Here is a 15651-nt window from a genome sequence, read left to right as displayed (position 1 = left end):
TCCTCGAACACCTCGGCCGCCTGGATGACCAGGTCAAAATCCGCGGCCACCGCATCGAACTCGGCGAAATCCGCACCACCCTCCTCGAAGACTCGGACGTACTGGCTGCCGTCGTCCTGGTCCACGGCGCGGGCACGGCATCGGCCCGCCTGGACGCCTATGTCGTCACCACCCCCGACGGCGACCCCGGCCGGATCAAACGACGCGCGGCGGACAGGCTCCCCGCCCACCTCGTCCCCGGCACCGTCACCGCCGTACCCGAACTGCCCCTCACCCCGAACGGCAAGCTCGACCCGACCGGCCTCCCGGACCCAACGCACGAGCACACACCCGCAAACAGCGCCACCGACACGGACCCCATCGAGTCCCACCTGATCTCGATCTGGGAAGGCCTCCTGCACGTCCTCGTGCGCCCCCACGACAACTTCTTTGAAATCGGCGGCAATTCCCTGCTCGCGTCCCGGCTGCGCAACGCGCTGCACGAGGCCGGGTTCACCTCGGTACAGCTGCGTGACATCTACCGCAACTCTTCGCTCCCCGCCCTCGCCGAACTCATTCGGGCGGGCCAGAGAAGCGTCAAGGAGCCTTCGTGACAGACCGACCGGCAAGCCCAGGGCAGCTACGGTTCTTCGTGCTCGACCAGCGGGATGGCAGAGCCACGGTCCTCAACCACCTCGTCATCGAGGGCCGGGTCTCCGCCCTTCGCCTGACCGAGGCGGTGCACGCTCTCCTTGAGGCGCAACCGGCGCTACGTACGTCCCTGCACATGGCACCGGACGGCCTGACGCAACGCACCCACCCGGCATCGGCCGTGGACATCCAAGTCCTGGAGTCGGACGGCGCCGAGGCCCAACTGCCCGCGCTGATCACGGACACAGGCGCACCCTTCGCCCACGGTGCGGGACCGCTCTGCCGCGTCCGCCTGCTGGTCAGCCCCGAGCGTACGCACTGCCTGATCGGCACGCATCACGCGATCTTCGACGACGACTCGGCCGCGGTCTTGCTCAACCAGCTCTCTCTCGCGTACGAGAAGGGGGCACCGTCCCTGTCCCTCGCGCCGCCCACGGTCGCACCCGACCCCGAACACACCGCTCAGCTGCGCGAATTCTGGTCGCGCGCGTTGGCGGACTGCCCTCAGGACACCGCTCTACCTCTCTCATGCACCCCTGACAGCACGGCATCCGGCGTAGTGACCACCGAGATCGGCCCGGAACTCGCCACCCGGATGGCCGCGCTCACGCGTGAGTGCGGTGCTACTCCCTTCGCCCAGCTCCTCGCGGCGGCAGCGGTGGTGACCGGCTGGTGCACAAGCCGCGACGATCTGGTGATCGCCACGGTGGCGAGCGACCGGAGCGCCACGGACCAGGATGTGATCGGCTGTCTGCAGAACACCGTGCCGGTGCGCCTCAGGCTCGACGAGGTGGACAGCGACGAGGTGCTCGACCGCACCATGGACGCGCTGTTCGACGCCGTGGACCACGCGGCGCTTCCGATCGAGGACATCCTCGACACGGTCGGGGTACGGCGCCGCCCTGGCCGCAAGCCGCTCACGCAGATCCTCTGCGCCCAGACCACCGAGTCCGCGCCCTTGGCCCTGGACGGGCTGAGCTGGCAGCTCACGCAGTCCGCGCCGGTCGAGGCCGAGTACGACGTGGCCCTGACCCTTCATCACTCGCTCGACGGCGCCATGCGTCTGGAGATAGGACACCGTCACGCTGCACTGACCCCGCAGGCGGCCCAGCGCCTCGCACAGCACCTGCTCGCCGCCCTCGAAGCACTGGCCGACGGCTCCGTTCTCCCGCTGTCGGAGCTGTCGCTCCTCTCCCCCGAGGAAGTGGCCGGTCTCGCCGCGCTGGACGGCGGCCCCGCGCCCCTCGCCACAGCGCCGGTGCATGAACTTATCGAGGAGCACGTACGACGTACGCCGTCAGCGGTCGCCGTCACCACGGGCACCGAGAGCATCATGTACGCCGAACTGGGCGAACGGGCAACGGCGTTGGCGACCACCCTGATCGAGGCCGGCGTCTCCCCCGGCGACCGCGTGGGCGTGTGCCTCCCCAGGACCCCGGACCTGGTGGTGGCGCTGCTCGCGGTGTGGAAGACGGGCGCGGCGTACGTCCCGCTCGACCCCGAATACCCCCCGGACCGCCTGCGCTACATGGCCGAGGACGCGGCACTCGCGGCCTCGGTCGGCCCGGAACCCCTGGTCCCCGGGGTGCCGAACCTCCGCCCGGACGCGACGACCGAGACGACACCGCCCGCCGCCTGGCCGGACGTCCGCCCGGCGGACCCCGCGTACCTCATCTACACCTCAGGCTCCACGGGCCGCCCCAAGGGCGTCGTCATCCGCCACGAGAACCTGTCCGCGCTCTTCGCCGCCTTCGACCGTGAACTCGGCGGCGGCCCACCCTCGTTCACGGTCGCGGGCACCAGCCTGTCCTTCGACATCAGCGCCCTGGAGCTGCACTGGCCGCTGGCACGGGGCCGCTCCGTCCTGCTGACGAGCCACCGTGCGGTGACGGATGCACCGGTCCCGGACGGCGCCCTCTACCAGTGCACCCCGACGGTCGCCCGCGTCCTGGCCACCGACCCAGATGGCCGCCGCCTTCTGACACGCCTGGGCGCCCTGCTGGTCGGCGGCGAACCACTCCCCGCGGACCTGGCACGAGAGTTGACCGCCCTGGTCCCGGGCCCGGTCATCAACTGCTACGGCCCGACAGAGACCACGGTCTGGTCGACGGTCTGGCGGATACCGGAGGACGCCGACGTCCCCGTGCACATCGGCCGCCCGCTCCTTGGCGAGCGCTGCCACGTCGTGGACGCGCACGGCCGCCGGCTCCCGGCGGGCGTCCCCGGACGCCTGATGGTCTCTGGGGCGGGCGTGGGCCAGGGCTACTGGCAACAGCCGACCCTCACCGCTGACCGCTTCTGTCCGCTGCCCGACGCCGGTGAGCAACTCGCTTATGACACCGGGGATATGGCGGTATTCGAGGTAGACCACGGCCTCCGCTTCGTCAGCCGGGGCGACACCCAGGTCAAGGTCCGAGGCCAGCGCATCGAGCTGGAGGAGATCGAGTCGGCACTGCGCAGCCACCCCGAGGTGCGCGACGCGGCGGTGGCGGTGGTCCCCGACGGCACGGCGGTTGCGGCATTCATCGCCCCGACGGGGTGCATACCTCTCGCGGGCACCCTTCCGGAACCAGTAGCCCCCCGCCTCTCGGCTAACCTGCGTGCTCACGCCGCGACGTGGCTCACCGAGGCCATGGTCCCCAGCTCCTGGCTCCTGGTACCGGCGCTCCCCCAACTCCCCAACGGCAAGCTGGACCGAGCGACGGTCACCTCCTGGACCACCGCACAAGCCGCCGCACGGCCGGGCCAGGCTCCGGCCGCGACCCCGGTCGGCGGCCCGGCGGACCCGATCCTGAGCGCCTGGAGCGAGGTCCTTGCCAAGCCGGTCACCGACCTGGACGCGACGTTCTTCGAACTGGGCGGCAACTCCCTGGGCCTGCTCCGCGTCCTTGCTGCCCTGCGCACCCAGCACCCCACGCTGCAGGCGGTCGACTTGTTCCAGCACACGACGGTGCGGAGCCTGGCGGCGCATCTGACACCCCTGAGCGGCGACACAAAACCGCGCTCCCCCAGCGAAGAACCGCAGCCCGGACGCGGCGCCGCCCGGGCACAGGCCCTCGCCCGCTGGAAGCGCCCCACCCGCTAGCAGCACCCCGACGCCACTCCCGCACGCCCACCTCACCCTAAGAAGGAATCCCATGAAACTCCCGCTGTTGTGCTTGCCGTTCGCCGGTGCGGGAGCCAGCGTGTTCCGCCCCTGGCGCGACCATGAGGCCAAGTCGTTCGAGATCGTGCCCGTCCAGCTGCCGGGCCGCGAGGAGCTGTTCATCGAGGCCCCCTACACGTCACTCGCCGAGGCCGCGACAGGCACAGCCGAGCGCATCCTCAAGGCATCCGGAGACGGCCCGTACGCCCTCTTCGGCCACAGCTTCGGCGCACTCCTGGCCCACGAGACCACGCAACTCCTGCACAGCAAGTGCCTCCCGCTCCCCCACCGGCTGATCGTCAGCGGCGCGGCAGCGCCGTGGCTCCCTCGACCCCACATCGGCGTTCACACGCTCTCGGACGGCCAACTGGTCGCCCGAATAAGTGAGTTGGTCGGCTACGATCACAAGGCCTTCCACGACCCCGAGCTCCGCGAACTGGTCATCCCAGCACTACGGGCCGACATGGGCATCAACGAAGCACCGCCCACGGCAGAGTCCGCCACCCCTCTCCCGGTCCCGATCAGCGCGCTCCGAGGAGTCGACGACGAATTGGTGACCCGCGACGAATCGGCCCAGTGGGCGGAGGCGACCACGGCCTCCTTCGAACTGATCGACGTCCCCGGAGAGCACATGCACTTCTCCGACAACTGGCCGAAGCTGTGGAGCACGATCGACGAACTCATGCTCCGCGCACGCTGACCACCTCTCAGTGCCCTGGGCTGGACCGGTACAGCGCGACGACATCGGCCCGAAACTCAGCCGAGTACTTGTACGTACCCAACGGGAACTCCTGTTCCCCAGATCATCACGATCCATGTCCAAGGTGTCCACGCTCAAGGGAAATGCCCGGCCGCAGACTGCTTTCCGGCTTCAGAAGTCAAACGGCGGCGTCCAGCCTCCGGTCCCGCCAGGCCCGGTCCGTCCCGGTCTGTTCCATGCGCCCGGCCACGCACCTGAATCCGAACTTCCGCCGTCCGCGAACGATCCTCAAGCGCGACCCCAAATGGCAGATCATCAGCACATGCGCATATTGATTCTGGGCGGTTCGGTTTTTTTGGGGCGTGCTTTCGTCACGGAAGCGCAGCGCCGCGGACACGAAGTGACGATCTTCAACCGTGGCCGGTCTGGTACGGACCCGGAGGGTGTGGAGGTGGTGCGCGGCGATCGCGAGGTCGCGGACGATCTGCGGCGGCTGGCCGAGGGCCACACATGGGACGCCGTCGTCGACACCAGCGGGATGCACCCGCGTGTGGTCGGCGAGTCGGCGCGGGCGCTCTCCGGGCATGCCGGTGCATATCTGTTCGTCTCGTCCTTCCACGCCTACGAAGGCTGGCCCGCCGAGGCCGTGAGCGAGACATCACCCCGGCACGCGTGCGCATCGGACGCCGCACCCGACGACGTGGCGTACAACGCCCTCAAGGCAGGCTGTGAGCGGGCCGTCGAGGAGTCCTTCGCCGGTGACGCCCTGATCCTCAACCCGGGTGTGATCGTGGGCCCGCACGAGAGCACCGGCCGCCTCCTGTGGTGGCTCGAACGAATGGCCCGCGGCGGACAGGTGCTGGCGCCGGGCCGCGCGGACCAGTCGGTCCAGGTCATCGACGCCCGCGACATCGCCGCGTTCGGTCTCGACCAGCTGGAGGTCAAGGCCACCGGCCGCTTCCTGGTCACCGGGCCCGTCGGTGCCACCTCGTTCGGCGACCTGCTGGCCGGCTGCGCCGAGGTGACCGGCTCGGACGCTGAGGTGGTCTGGGTGGACGAAACCTTCCTCCTGGACAAGGAGGTCGCCGTCTGGACGGGGCTCCCACTGTGGGCCGTCGACCAGCCCGGCATGGCGGGCACCTGGCTGGCCTCCTCGGACAAGGCCCTCGCCGCGGGCCTGCGGTGCCGTCCCCTTGCCGAGACCGTCCGCGACACCTGGCAGTGGCTCCAGCACCGGGGACCGTCCGCCGGGCCGTACAAGCAGGGAACGACGCTGCTGGGCCTCGAACCGGAGCAGGAGCAGCGGCTCCTCGCCGAGTGGGGCGCACGTCGAGGCAGTGAGAGCGCGTGAGCCTGCGGACGAGAGCGGAGCTCGGCGAGCGCACCCTGTACGGCTGGTTCGCCGCCTCGGTCGGGGAGTACCGGCGGTCTGCCCGCCCTCGAGACGGAGTCGGACCGGTTCAGTTCCAAGGAGTTGGACGGCCTCGCGGAACCGCTCGCAGCGTAGATACTGGATGCCCACGGCGAAGAAACGCCGGGGCGCTTCGGCCTGCTGGCCTCGCGCATGAGCGCTGAGTAAGACCGTGTCCTATGTGGTGAGGCGGACAAGTCGTTTGTAGCAGCAGATGGCGGCGGCGAGGCCGAGAAAGGCCAGGTAGTTGCGGGGGTTGCGTTCGTAGCGTGGGCTGAGCCGGCGGTAGCCGGACAGCCACGACATCGTGCGTTCGATCACCCAGCGGCGGCGGCCCTATCCTTCGCTGGACTCGATTCCTTTGCGTGCGATCCGGACTCCGATGCGCTTGCCGCGTAACCATTTCCGCAGGTCGGCGCGGTCGTAGGCTTTGTCCGCGTGCAGACGCTGGGGCTTGAAGTGGCGGCCTCGGTGGGGGTCGTGTCTCGTTTGGTGACCCTCGATCATGGGCTTCAGCCCTTCGCTGTCGTGGGTGTTGCCGGCCGAGACGCCGACGAGAAGGGGCAGTCCGTTCGCGTCCGACACGGGCGACCGTGCTGTGCGGGGTTCGGGACGCCATGAGAACCGTCCGACAGATGGAAGAGACAGCACCAAGACACGGAGCGGCCCCGCCGCCCCGCTCCCAAGTCCATCACGAAGAACGACAATCGCGCCTTCAGCCAGCACTACCCACCCCACAAAAGCCGCATCACAGCTCCACGGTCTGTAATCCGCTGCGGCGCACCAGCTTGATCAACGTGGTCGGGTGCGGCACCCGGGACGTCAGCGGGATCCGGCAGAACCGCCGCCAGCTCAACGAGTCCGCCACCTCACGGCACAGCGTCTCGTACCCGAGCTGGTAGCGGTGCTTGAGATACAGCAGCCGCAGCAGCGTCTCGACCGGGATCGACGGCCGCCCCAGCCCTTCGGCGAATACCGCGCGCCACGGGGCGATGAATCGCTCATCGTCCAGATACGCATCGATCCTGGCCAGCTCGGCGGGCAGTTGCCGCGCTTGTTCCGGCAGCACCTCCCACCAGGGATCCTGCACTCCCGCGACACGCAACATCGCCCCACCCCCGGCCACAACGACCCGCCTCCACTGTCGCGGCCAAGGGATACCCCTCGCCAGCTCTCCCCAGAGGTCAACCCAGCGCCGATCCAGACTTCTTCAGGGGCAAGTAGCTAGCCGCGACGCCGTGCCGCCGCCGGAAAGAGTTTCAGGGCCCGGTGCCCGAGCTGGTCGGCCTCGTCGCCGGCCAGTACCTCCGAGTGCCGCAACGCCTCGATGTTGGCAGCCATCGTGGCATCCGTACTGCAGGGCACCCCACAGTCGGCGCCGTACACGAGGTGGTCGCGCGGGACCATGGTGAGCGCCGGGGCGAGGCTGGCGTCCATGCCGGAGGCCGCGGTGTCGAGATGGAGCCGGCCCAGGTGCTGCCGGATCTCGTCGCGGGTGATCCGCTGCGGGTTGGGCACCCAGGCTTCGGTGCCGAGCAGTTGCAGCCGCCCGGACAGTGCGGGCAGTGCGCCGCCCGCGTGGGCGAGGATCAGCGTCAAGTGCGGGTATCGCCGGAAGACACCCGCGTACAGCATGCCGACCACGCAGCGCGCGGTCTCGAAGGCCACCTCGATCAACGGGACGGGGTGTCCCAGCACCGGGGGCAGGTAGGCGTTCGGGTGGGCGAAGACGACCGCTCGGCGACGGTCGAGCTCGGCCCACACCGGCTCCAGGCGCTCGTCTGCGAGGGAGACGCCGTTGTAGACGGTGCTTACGGCGTACCCGTCGGCGTGCAGCTCCGTGTCAGCTCGCTCGATCTCGGCGAGGGCCACGTCGGGGTCGTCGGTGGGTACGGCGGCGAGCAGTCCGAACCTGCTCGGGTGTTCGGCGACGACCTTCGCCCCGTAGTCGTTGGAGTTCCGCAACTCCGTGTGCTTTGCGGGGATGTTGCTGAGCATCTGCATCGCGATCCCCGTGCGGTCCAGGTAGTCCAGCGTGGACTCGGGGCTCCAGTAGTGCGGTTGCGGAGCCATGAAGCGCTGCTCGCGCATGGCTTCCCAGCGCGCGATCCGCTCCTGCGCGGTGGTGGGCGGGGTGAAGTGGCCGTGCACATCGACCCAGTCGTCGACCGTGGTCATGGTGGCTCTCACTTTCCGCTCGCTTCCTCTTTGATATCGCTGACTTCCAGCGACGGTGCCCAGCGGGGGATCGGGCCGGCGCCCGTCGGGATGCGCAGGGTCTTGCTGTAGCCGAATTCGTGCAGCGTCTCGCGGGCGTGCTCACGGCCGAATCCGCTGGCGCCAATGCCGCCGAAGGGGGCGCCTACGAACGCGCGGTTGTAGTGGTTGACGAAGACCATTCCGCACTCGATGGCTCGACTGACCCGCATCGAACGCTCTGTGTCGGTGGTGAACACGCCCGCAACGAGGCCGAACTCGGTGTCGTTGGCGATCCGGACCGCCTCGGCCTCGTCGTCGAACGGGATCAGGGCGACCACCGGGCCGAAGATCTCCTCCTTCGCGATCCGCATGTCCGGGCGCACGCCGGTGAAGAGCGTCGGGCGCACGTAGTGGCCGTCCGCCAGCCGGGGGTCGTCCGGGAGGGGTGCCTGCGCGGCGATCGTGGCGCCTTCGGCCACGCCGACGTCGAGGTAGTCGAGCACGCGCCGTTGCTGCTGCCGGGTGACCAACGGGCCGACGTGCGTACCCGGGTCCGCGCCGTCACCGACGTTCAGTCGCCGGACCGCAGCCCCGACGCGTCGGGCGACCTGCTCGTAGACGCTTGACTGGACCAGTACTCGGGATGCCGCAGTGCACGCCTCACCCTGGTTGAACCAGCCGCCTTCGATGATCCAGGGGATCGTCGAGTCGAGGTCGGCGTCGTCGAAGACGATCAGCGGGTTCTTTCCCCCCAGTTCGAGCAGGGCGGGGGTGAGGTTGTCGGCGGCCGTCCGCAACACGGTGGTGCCGGTGGCCGGAGCGCCGGTGAAGGAGATCTTCTTGACCAGCGGATGGGCGACGAGTGCCGCGCCCACCGGGCCGCCGCCCGGGATGGCGTGCACGACGTCGTCGGGGAGGACCGATCGCGCGATCTCGACCACCTTCAGCACCGACAGCGGCGCCTGCTCCGGCGGCTTGAGCACGACCGCGTTCCCGACCGCGAGCGCCGGGGCGAGCTTGCCCGCCGTGTGCAGGGGTGGCCAGTTGAACGGCACGATCGCCCCGACGACTCCGTAGGGCTCCAGCGTCGTGACGTCGAGGAGCGCTCCGCTGTCGTGTACCGCGCCGGGCAGTGCCGCGGTCAGCCCCGCGAAGAGTTCGAAGATCGCGATCGTGGCCTCGAGGTCGAACCGGCGTGCCTGGGTGAACGGCTTGCCGTTGTCGCTCGACTCCAGTCGGGCGATCTCGTCGGCGTTCTCCCTTACGGCGGCGGCGATGGCGTGCAGGTACTTCGCGCGCTCGTGTGGGGGTCGTGCCTTCCACGCGAGGTGGCCGGTGTATGCGGCGTGCACCGCTGCGTCCACCTCCTTCTGCCCTGCGCCCTGAATGGTGGCGATGGGTGTTCCGGTGGCGGGGTTTTCGACGGTGAAGCGGTCGGCCTGGTCGTGGGAGGACCAGCGGTACCGCAGGGTCTCGCGATCCGTGGATGCGTTCATGGTTCTTCCTCGGCGGATGAACGGATGGTGGTGTCGGGCCGGTCAGCGGTCGGCCAGTGTGGGGCGCGCCGGGGTGGGCGCCAGATTGAGTCGTACGGCGTTCTCGCTGGCGACGGCCGCGATGGTGGCGCTGTCGAGCCCGGCGGCGTGCAGCCGCGCGACCGGATCGGGGACGCCCATGTCGAAGGGGTGGTCGGAGCCGAGCAGTACGTGTTCCGGGCCTGCCGCCTCGATCAGCCGTACCAACGCCTCCGGCTCGTAGACCAGAGAGTCGAAGAACAGTCGCGGCACGTAGCTGCTGGGCCGGCACTCGGTGGTGCGCGCTTCCGGGCGGTTGGCCCAGGCATGGTCGGCCCTGCCCAGCATGCCGGGCAGGTAGCCACCGCCGTGGGCGGCGAGTAACCGGAGCCCGGGGAACCGGTCGAGTACGCCGCCCACGATGATGTGGGAGAGCGCGACCGCGTGCTCGACCGGCTGGCCGACGCTGTTGGCCAGGTACCAGCGAGCCAGCCGATCGTCGAGCGTGCACCCCCAGGGGTGCAGGAAGACCACCGCCTCCAGCTCGACGGCACGCTGCCACAACTCGTCGTAGCGGCGGTCGGAGAGTTCCAGCGGTGCGCGGACAGCCGGGCTTGGCGCGTGCGAGGACAACGCGACACCGCGCAAGCCCTGCCGGAGCACCGCGTCCTCCAGCGCCGCTGGGGCAAGCTCCGCGAACTGCTGTGGCACGACGCCGAGGCCGGTGAGCCGGTCCGGGCGGAGCGCGCAGTGTCCGGCCACGGCCTCGTTGGTCGCCCGGGCGACCTCGGCGGCGAGTGCGGGGTCGGGGATCCAGTGGTGGAACTGGGTCGGCGTGACCGAGACGACCTGGGCGCCGACCCCCATGGCGTCCATCGCGCCGAGCCGAGACTCGACGTCGACCAGGAGTGCCAACTGGTCGCGCAGTCGCACCGCGCCCACCGCGACGGATGCGGCGCCGAGGCGCCGGTCCGCCAGCTCCACGTGCTCGGCGTGCCCCGGTCGGCCCGCGACGAGGGCCTCGATCGCGGCTGCCCACAGATGCGCGTGGACATCGACAGTGGCCTGCATCGGTTTCCTCCGTAACGCTCGGCGGCAACTTCAGCCTGCTGCCGCCAACGTCCAAAAGGAAGCCAATCTTTGCCATACCCGGTATAGACGACGTCGATGTGCTGCGTGTCAGGCCCTCGCGATGTCGTGCAGGCAGTGACGCAGCCAGCTGTGGCCGGGGTCGTCGTCGTGCACCGGATGCCACCAGAACGCCTCGATCAGCGGGACCGCGTCGAAGGGGCAGTCGAGCACCCGGAACTCAGGTCCCGCGGCGACCAGCGCCGCAACCTTCTCCTGTAGCAGCGCCACGGCACCGGACGCCCGGACGAGCTCCGGCACCACCAGGAACGACTCTGCCACCGCGATCACCCGTGGTATGACCCCGAGCAGTTCCATCTGCCGCCACGCCGCGGCCCGCCCCAGCCGGTCCGCGAACGTCGCGACCCACGGCAGCGTGCGCAGGTCGTCCATGGTGAGCCGGTCGCCCACCGCCGTGTTCTCCGCGGCGGCCACGCACACCCACCGATCGGTGTGCAGATCGATCGAGCGCGGCAGGTTCAGATAGCCGTGCGGCATGAACACACCGTCCACCGTCCGCAGGTACTCCTCGTCGTCGCCGAGCGCCCGCGCCGTGACCGGCACGAACCGCACACACACCTGCGGCGCCTGGGCCGCCACCCGGGCCACCAGCCGGGCGCCGACCGTGCCGACACCATGGTCAGAGGAGACCACACTGAACGTGCGGCGGCTGGTCGCCGGGGCGAACTCCGCCTGCGCGGCGAACACCCGGTCGACCGCCGCCACCGCGGTGCCGGTCAGCGGGCGCAGCTGTTCGGCGAAGCGGGTCAGCCGGTAGTGGTTGCCGCTGCGGGTGAGCAACTCGTCCCCGAAGTGGCGTCGCAACCGCGCCAACGCACTCGACAGCGTCGGCTGACTGCGCCCGAGCCGCGCGGCAGCGCCGGTGACGCTCCGTTCGGCCAACAGGGCGTGCAACGCCTGGAGTTGAGTGGACTCCGGTCCCAAAGACAACAGTGCGTCGCGTTCCGGGCCACCCTCGTCCCGGCCACGCGCCGCACCCACCGCGTTCTCGGTCACCTGTGCCTCCAACCGATGGCTTGTCAGAGGACGGCCGTCCCGACGGCGTCCTGTTGGTTGTTGTCGGTGATCACTAAAACGTGACAGGCATCCGCGGTTCAAACATTCTCACCGGATTCGGATCCAGCTCGAGGACGTGTTGTGAAAATGATCGAGCTCGCTGCCTGACAGCTCACAACCCACGGATGGCTTCGGCCAGGTCAGGGCCGTAGGAAGCCCAGCAGATGACTGAGCCGTCGGCGTCCAGCTGTCCCATGAACCAGTCGTCGTCGGCGTATGCAAGGCACAGGTCGTGGAAGGACAGAATGACGTCAGGCTGGAGGACGTCGTAGTCGGCCGAGCCGTACTGTTCGACGACGACGAGTCGTTCAAGCGAGAGCAGGCCCGCTTCGGCGTCGCCCGATACGGAACGGACCCGCTCGATCGTCCATCCGTCAGGGAGATCTGCGCCCACTGCCGCATGGTCGCAGCGGCGGATGTCTCACGGCCACTCGTTTGTTGCGGCGACCAGCACCGTCGCGTGACAGCGGACGGCGAGTTTGTCGTACCTCGTCGCGACCGCACGGTGGCGCTTGAGTCGATTGATCCCGCACTCGACCGCGTGCCGCTGCTTGTGGTCGTCCTTGTCGAACTTGGGCGGCCGTCCGCCTCGCGATCCGCGCTTGAGGCGGTTGCGGACGCGGTCCGTCGGGACCGGGATCGTGGCCTTGATCCCGCGTCTGCGCAGGTAGGCGCGATTGCTGCGGGAGTCGTACGCCTTGTCGGCCCGGACCCGGTCCGGCCGTTTGCGCGGCCTGCCGACTCCGAGCCGGGGCACCCAGATCGCTTCCAGGACCGACTCGAACTGAGGCGAATCACCCCGCTGTCCGGCGGTGATCACCACCGATAGCGGCTTCTGACCCTGCTCGACGGCGAGGTGGATCTTGCTGGTCAGGCCGCCCCGGGAGCGTCCGAGCCCGTGGTCGGCCGGCTCGACGGTGATCCCGCCGGGCGGTTTTTTCCGGAGATCCCTCTTTTCGCCGCCCCAGCCGCGTGCTGGTGGGCCCGGCAGACCGTGGAGTCGATGTTCACGTCCCAGGTGATCAGGCCCTTGGCATCCGCCTCGGCCTGCAGCTGAGTGACGATCCGGGCCCAGGCGCCATCGCGCTGCCAGCGCCCCACGGCCCGTAGCGTTCCGGCACGTCACGCCAGGGAGCACCCGTCCGGGTCCGCCACCGTATGCCGTCTATCAGCTGCCGCCGCGTCCATACCGGCGGACGGCCCGACTTGATGCCCCGCGGCAACAGCGGCTCAAGTCGGGCCCACTGGCCGTTCGTCAGATCCCCACGTCCCACAGGACCTGATCATCAACGATCGAGATCAACTTTCACAAACAGTCCCTGGTCGGCCTACGCGGTTGTGGCGATGCCGCCGTCGACGGGGATCACGGCGCCTGTTAGGTATGCGCCTGCCCGGCTGGCGAGGAACACGGCGACACCCGCCATGTCGTCGTCGCGGCCGATCCGGCGTAGTGGGGCCGACGCCGCGATCGCCTCGCCGAACTCATCGAGGGTTGCAGCCATCATCGTCGACGGGAACGGTCCCGGCGCCACGGCGTTCACGGTGACGTGCTGCGGTCCTAGTTCCTTGGCGAGCACCCTGGTGAGTTGATGCAGTGCGGCCTTGCTGCTGGAGTACGAGTAGTTGGGCCGCTGGGGGATGTGGATGGCGGCGATGCTGCCGATGTTGATGATCCGCGCGGGATCGTCGGCGGTGCCCGCCCTGCGAAGTGCGGGCAGCAGCGCCTGGACCAGCCAGAACGGCGACTTCAGGTTGAGGTCGACGACCGTGTCCCAGGCCGCGTCTGGGAACGTCGCCAGCGGCTCGTCCCACATGGCGCCCGCGTTGTTGACGAGGATGTCGAGACGCTCCGAGTCGGCGGTGACAAGGTCGGACAGTCGCCGACACTCGTCGTGGCGGGACAGGTCGGCGGGAATGGCCCGCACCTCACCAAATTTGGACAGCTGTTCCCGCGCCTGAGCGCACGCTTCTGCGTTGCGTGAGCTGATGACCACGCGGACGCCCGCCTGGAGAAGGCCACGCGCGATCATCATTCCGATGCCTCGGGTGCCACCGGTGACGAGCGCGCGCTTTCCACACAGATCGAAAAGTTCTGCATGCGTTGTGAATTGGTTGTCTACCACTTGCCGCCTTTCCAGTTGGTCGTGCGGGATGATGCGTCGACGCGTTGGGTGTTCGGTTCAGCTGTCTCAACGCTATGGCCTTGGAGCGCACTCCAAGCAAGCGGATCAGGGTCCCGACGGACCGCGTCCGCAACCGCCTCAAGTGCGGATCGCGAGGCGGACGGCCGCCCAAGTTCGACAAGGACGACTACAAGCAGCGGCACACGGTCGAGTGCGGGATCAACCGCCTCAAGCGCCACCGGGCTGTAGCCACGAGGTATGACAAGCTCGCGGTCCGCTACGAGGCGACCGTGCTGGTCGCAGTCCTCAACGAGTGGCTGTGACCAGCACTTTCACAACAGACCACGGCCAGCTCCAGCGAACGAGCGGGCAGCCGGGCAGCCGGGCAGCCGGGCGAACTACCGCCAGCGCCTGGTCGGCGAGCGTGACGACCGCGAGCGGGCGGACGAGCGCCGGCGGCAGACCCGGCGACCAACGACGGCGCCGACCGTCACAGCGACCGAGGACCGCCCGAGGGGTGACCGGACGTGCTGGCTGAACTCCGAGACTGTCCGATCTGCTGGACCCAGTTCCAGGTCAACCCACAGGCGGCCACCCGCCATACCTACTGCTCGCCCCGCTACAAAGCCGAAGCAGCCCGCCGCCGACGACGCGAGCACGACGACGCCAACGAGAGCGTCGAATCAGAGCCGATCCGGCCGCCGTTGCCCGCGGCCGCCCGCCCCACCATCCCCGCAACAAGCCCGGCCGTGATGCCGATGCGCAGAGGCTGAGGCTCAACACAGTCGAGGAAACCAGAGCGACATGACCAGGAGCCCTTCACTATCGTCGCCCTGAGAAAGGACGTGGGCATGGCACTGGTGAAGAAGGGGTCGCGACGCATCACCGTCGACGGCACCACCTACCGATGGAGGCTTCGCGGAAGGCCCACCTACGACCAGGGACTGGTCTGGTCGCCCCTTACCTACGCAGTCGAGCACGCCGAAACTCCCGGCACCACACTGGTGATCACCACCAACCAGCCGCACCCAAGCAACTGGTTCGGCGCACAGGCCAACCCTGTCCTGCCCTCCGACGTTGCCGACAGCATCCGCACCGCTCGCCTCAACGGATGGACGCCTGAGAGCCCCGGCTCTCCATTCCATCTCGACCAGTCAGAGGGCTTCGTCTCCTCCCACTGACTCGCCCCACCTCGAAGGACTCACCAAGCACATGATCGGTGAGTCCTTCTGCTTTCCGCTCCCCACATTCCCCAGTCGGTTCACGGCATGAACCAACTGAGGCGAAGAGCAGCACTGGGGAAAATTCGGGCTCTGACCGCAGTTTCGTGAAGGTCATGGTTGGGTGAGGATGCGGGTCCGGAGGAGTTCGAACGAGGCCCGGCCGTACATGGCTCGCTTGAGAGTTTTAACCCTGTTGACGTGGCCTTCGACGGCGCCGGAGCTCCAGGGCAGGGTGAGGCCGGCGGTGACGGCGTCGAGGTCCTGGCGGAGGGATCCGGCGAATCTCTGCAAGGGCTTCGGGGCGTCCTGTTCGGCCTGGCGGATCCACTGCAACAGCAGGGATCCACGCTGGTGGCGGACGAGGTCGGCGAAGACGCGGGCGAGATCGCAGGCGCGGGTGATGTCTGGGCAGGCGAGCCGGACTTGGAGCAGTCGTTCCTCCTGGCTGTCTGTGAGGGTGTCGCGGGGCCGCATGATCCAGGAGGTGATCTTGCGGGGGCT

The 15651-nt window shown here is 69.0% G+C and carries 14 protein-coding genes and 3 pseudogenes; 7 read left to right on the top strand and 10 right to left on the bottom strand.

What is annotated here, in order from left to right; genetic code table 11:
• From ACFVT2_RS42380 to ACFVT2_RS42365, 4 genes are all read left to right on the top strand, one after another.
• On the top strand, positions 1-593 hold a 593-nt coding region (locus ACFVT2_RS42380; protein WP_390027602.1), incomplete at its 5' end, for a phosphopantetheine-binding protein.
• Positions 590-3715 (top strand): amino acid adenylation domain-containing protein, encoded by a 3126-nt coding sequence (locus ACFVT2_RS42375; protein ID WP_390027600.1) that lies wholly within the window; start codon positions 590-592, stop codon positions 3713-3715. The genes ACFVT2_RS42380 and ACFVT2_RS42375, both read left to right, overlap by 4 nt.
• Before the next feature lie 52 nt (positions 3716-3767).
• Positions 3768-4475: a thioesterase II family protein gene (locus ACFVT2_RS42370; protein WP_390027597.1), complete on the top strand. Its 708-nt coding sequence runs from the start codon at positions 3768-3770 to the stop codon at positions 4473-4475.
• Between the two features lie 304 nt (positions 4476-4779).
• On the top strand, positions 4780-5826 hold the full coding sequence (locus ACFVT2_RS42365) for an NAD-dependent epimerase/dehydratase family protein (RefSeq protein WP_390027604.1): 1047 nt from the start codon (positions 4780-4782) through the stop codon (positions 5824-5826).
• A gap of 237 nt (positions 5827-6063) precedes the next feature.
• Here the strand turns inward: ACFVT2_RS42365 and ACFVT2_RS42360 are convergent.
• The 9 genes and pseudogenes from ACFVT2_RS42360 to ACFVT2_RS42320 form a co-directional block, all read right to left on the bottom strand.
• A pseudogene (locus tag ACFVT2_RS42360) lies at positions 6064-6471 on the bottom strand (transposase); the annotation flags it as partial.
• 169 nt (positions 6472-6640) lie between these two features.
• Positions 6641-6994 (bottom strand): annotated as a pseudogene (locus ACFVT2_RS42355) (transposase); the annotation flags it as partial.
• Positions 6995-7110: 116 nt separating this feature from the next.
• The gene (locus ACFVT2_RS42350) at positions 7111-8064 is read right to left on the bottom strand and encodes an amidohydrolase family protein (RefSeq protein WP_390027594.1); all 954 of its coding nucleotides are present in this window, start codon (positions 8062-8064) and stop codon (positions 7111-7113) included.
• 8 nt (positions 8065-8072) lie between these two features.
• On the bottom strand, positions 8073-9581 hold the full coding sequence (locus ACFVT2_RS42345) for an aldehyde dehydrogenase family protein (protein WP_390027592.1): 1509 nt from the start codon (positions 9579-9581) through the stop codon (positions 8073-8075).
• A 42-nt stretch (positions 9582-9623) separates the two neighbouring features.
• Positions 9624-10670, bottom strand: coding sequence for an amidohydrolase family protein (locus ACFVT2_RS42340; RefSeq protein WP_390027589.1), 1047 nt, complete (start codon positions 10668-10670; stop codon positions 9624-9626).
• 108 nt (positions 10671-10778) lie between these two features.
• Entirely contained in the window at positions 10779-11744 is a 966-nt protein-coding gene (locus ACFVT2_RS42335) for a LysR family transcriptional regulator (RefSeq protein WP_390027586.1), read from the bottom strand.
• A gap of 172 nt (positions 11745-11916) precedes the next feature.
• On the bottom strand, positions 11917-12198 hold the full coding sequence (locus ACFVT2_RS42330; RefSeq protein WP_390027583.1) for a hypothetical protein: 282 nt from the start codon (positions 12196-12198) through the stop codon (positions 11917-11919).
• A 27-nt stretch (positions 12199-12225) separates the two neighbouring features.
• Positions 12226-13078 (bottom strand): annotated as a pseudogene (locus ACFVT2_RS42325) (IS5 family transposase).
• A gap of 54 nt (positions 13079-13132) precedes the next feature.
• The gene (locus ACFVT2_RS42320) at positions 13133-13927 is read right to left on the bottom strand and encodes an SDR family oxidoreductase (RefSeq protein WP_390027581.1); all 795 of its coding nucleotides are present in this window, start codon (positions 13925-13927) and stop codon (positions 13133-13135) included.
• 80 nt (positions 13928-14007) lie between these two features.
• Here ACFVT2_RS42320 and ACFVT2_RS42315 point away from each other — a divergent pair, with 80 nt between their 5' ends.
• From ACFVT2_RS42315 to ACFVT2_RS42305, 3 genes are all read left to right on the top strand, one after another.
• The gene (locus tag ACFVT2_RS42315; protein ID WP_390027578.1) at positions 14008-14250 is read left to right on the top strand and encodes a hypothetical protein; all 243 of its coding nucleotides are present in this window, start codon (positions 14008-14010) and stop codon (positions 14248-14250) included.
• Between the two features lie 204 nt (positions 14251-14454).
• Complete coding sequence (locus ACFVT2_RS42310; protein WP_390027576.1) at positions 14455-14700, top strand: hypothetical protein; 246 nt, start codon at positions 14455-14457, stop codon at positions 14698-14700.
• Between the two features lie 78 nt (positions 14701-14778).
• Positions 14779-15108, top strand: a complete 330-nt coding sequence (locus ACFVT2_RS42305; RefSeq protein WP_390027573.1) for a hypothetical protein — start codon at positions 14779-14781, stop codon at positions 15106-15108.
• A gap of 153 nt (positions 15109-15261) precedes the next feature.
• Here ACFVT2_RS42305 and ACFVT2_RS42300 read toward each other — a convergent pair.
• The coding region (locus ACFVT2_RS42300; protein ID WP_390027570.1) for a transposase at positions 15262-15651 on the bottom strand (390 nt) is incomplete at its 5' end.

Source organism: Streptomyces sp. NPDC058000, assembly GCF_042886435.1.
Lineage (GTDB): Bacteria > Actinomycetota > Actinomycetes > Streptomycetales > Streptomycetaceae > Streptomyces.
Note: the sequence above shows the minus strand (reverse complement) of the source record. Positions and strands in the feature narration are given on the sequence as shown.

What these genes read in the sequence shown, in the direction of transcription:
- ACFVT2_RS42370 (WP_390027597.1), top strand. Translation starts at nt 3,768, where the DNA reads ATGAAACTCCCGCTGTTGTGCTTGCCGTTCGCCGGTGCGGGAGCCAGC.
- ACFVT2_RS42365 (WP_390027604.1), top strand. Translation starts at nt 4,780, where the DNA reads ATGGCAGATCATCAGCACATGCGCATATTGATTCTGGGCGGTTCGGTT.
- ACFVT2_RS42350 (WP_390027594.1), bottom strand. Translation starts at nt 8,064, where the DNA reads ATGACCACGGTCGACGACTGGGTCGATGTGCACGGCCACTTCACCCCG.
- ACFVT2_RS42345 (WP_390027592.1), bottom strand. Translation starts at nt 9,581, where the DNA reads ATGAACGCATCCACGGATCGCGAGACCCTGCGGTACCGCTGGTCCTCC.
- ACFVT2_RS42340 (WP_390027589.1), bottom strand. Translation starts at nt 10,670, where the DNA reads ATGCAGGCCACTGTCGATGTCCACGCGCATCTGTGGGCAGCCGCGATC.
- ACFVT2_RS42305 (WP_390027573.1), top strand. Translation starts at nt 14,779, where the DNA reads ATGGCACTGGTGAAGAAGGGGTCGCGACGCATCACCGTCGACGGCACC.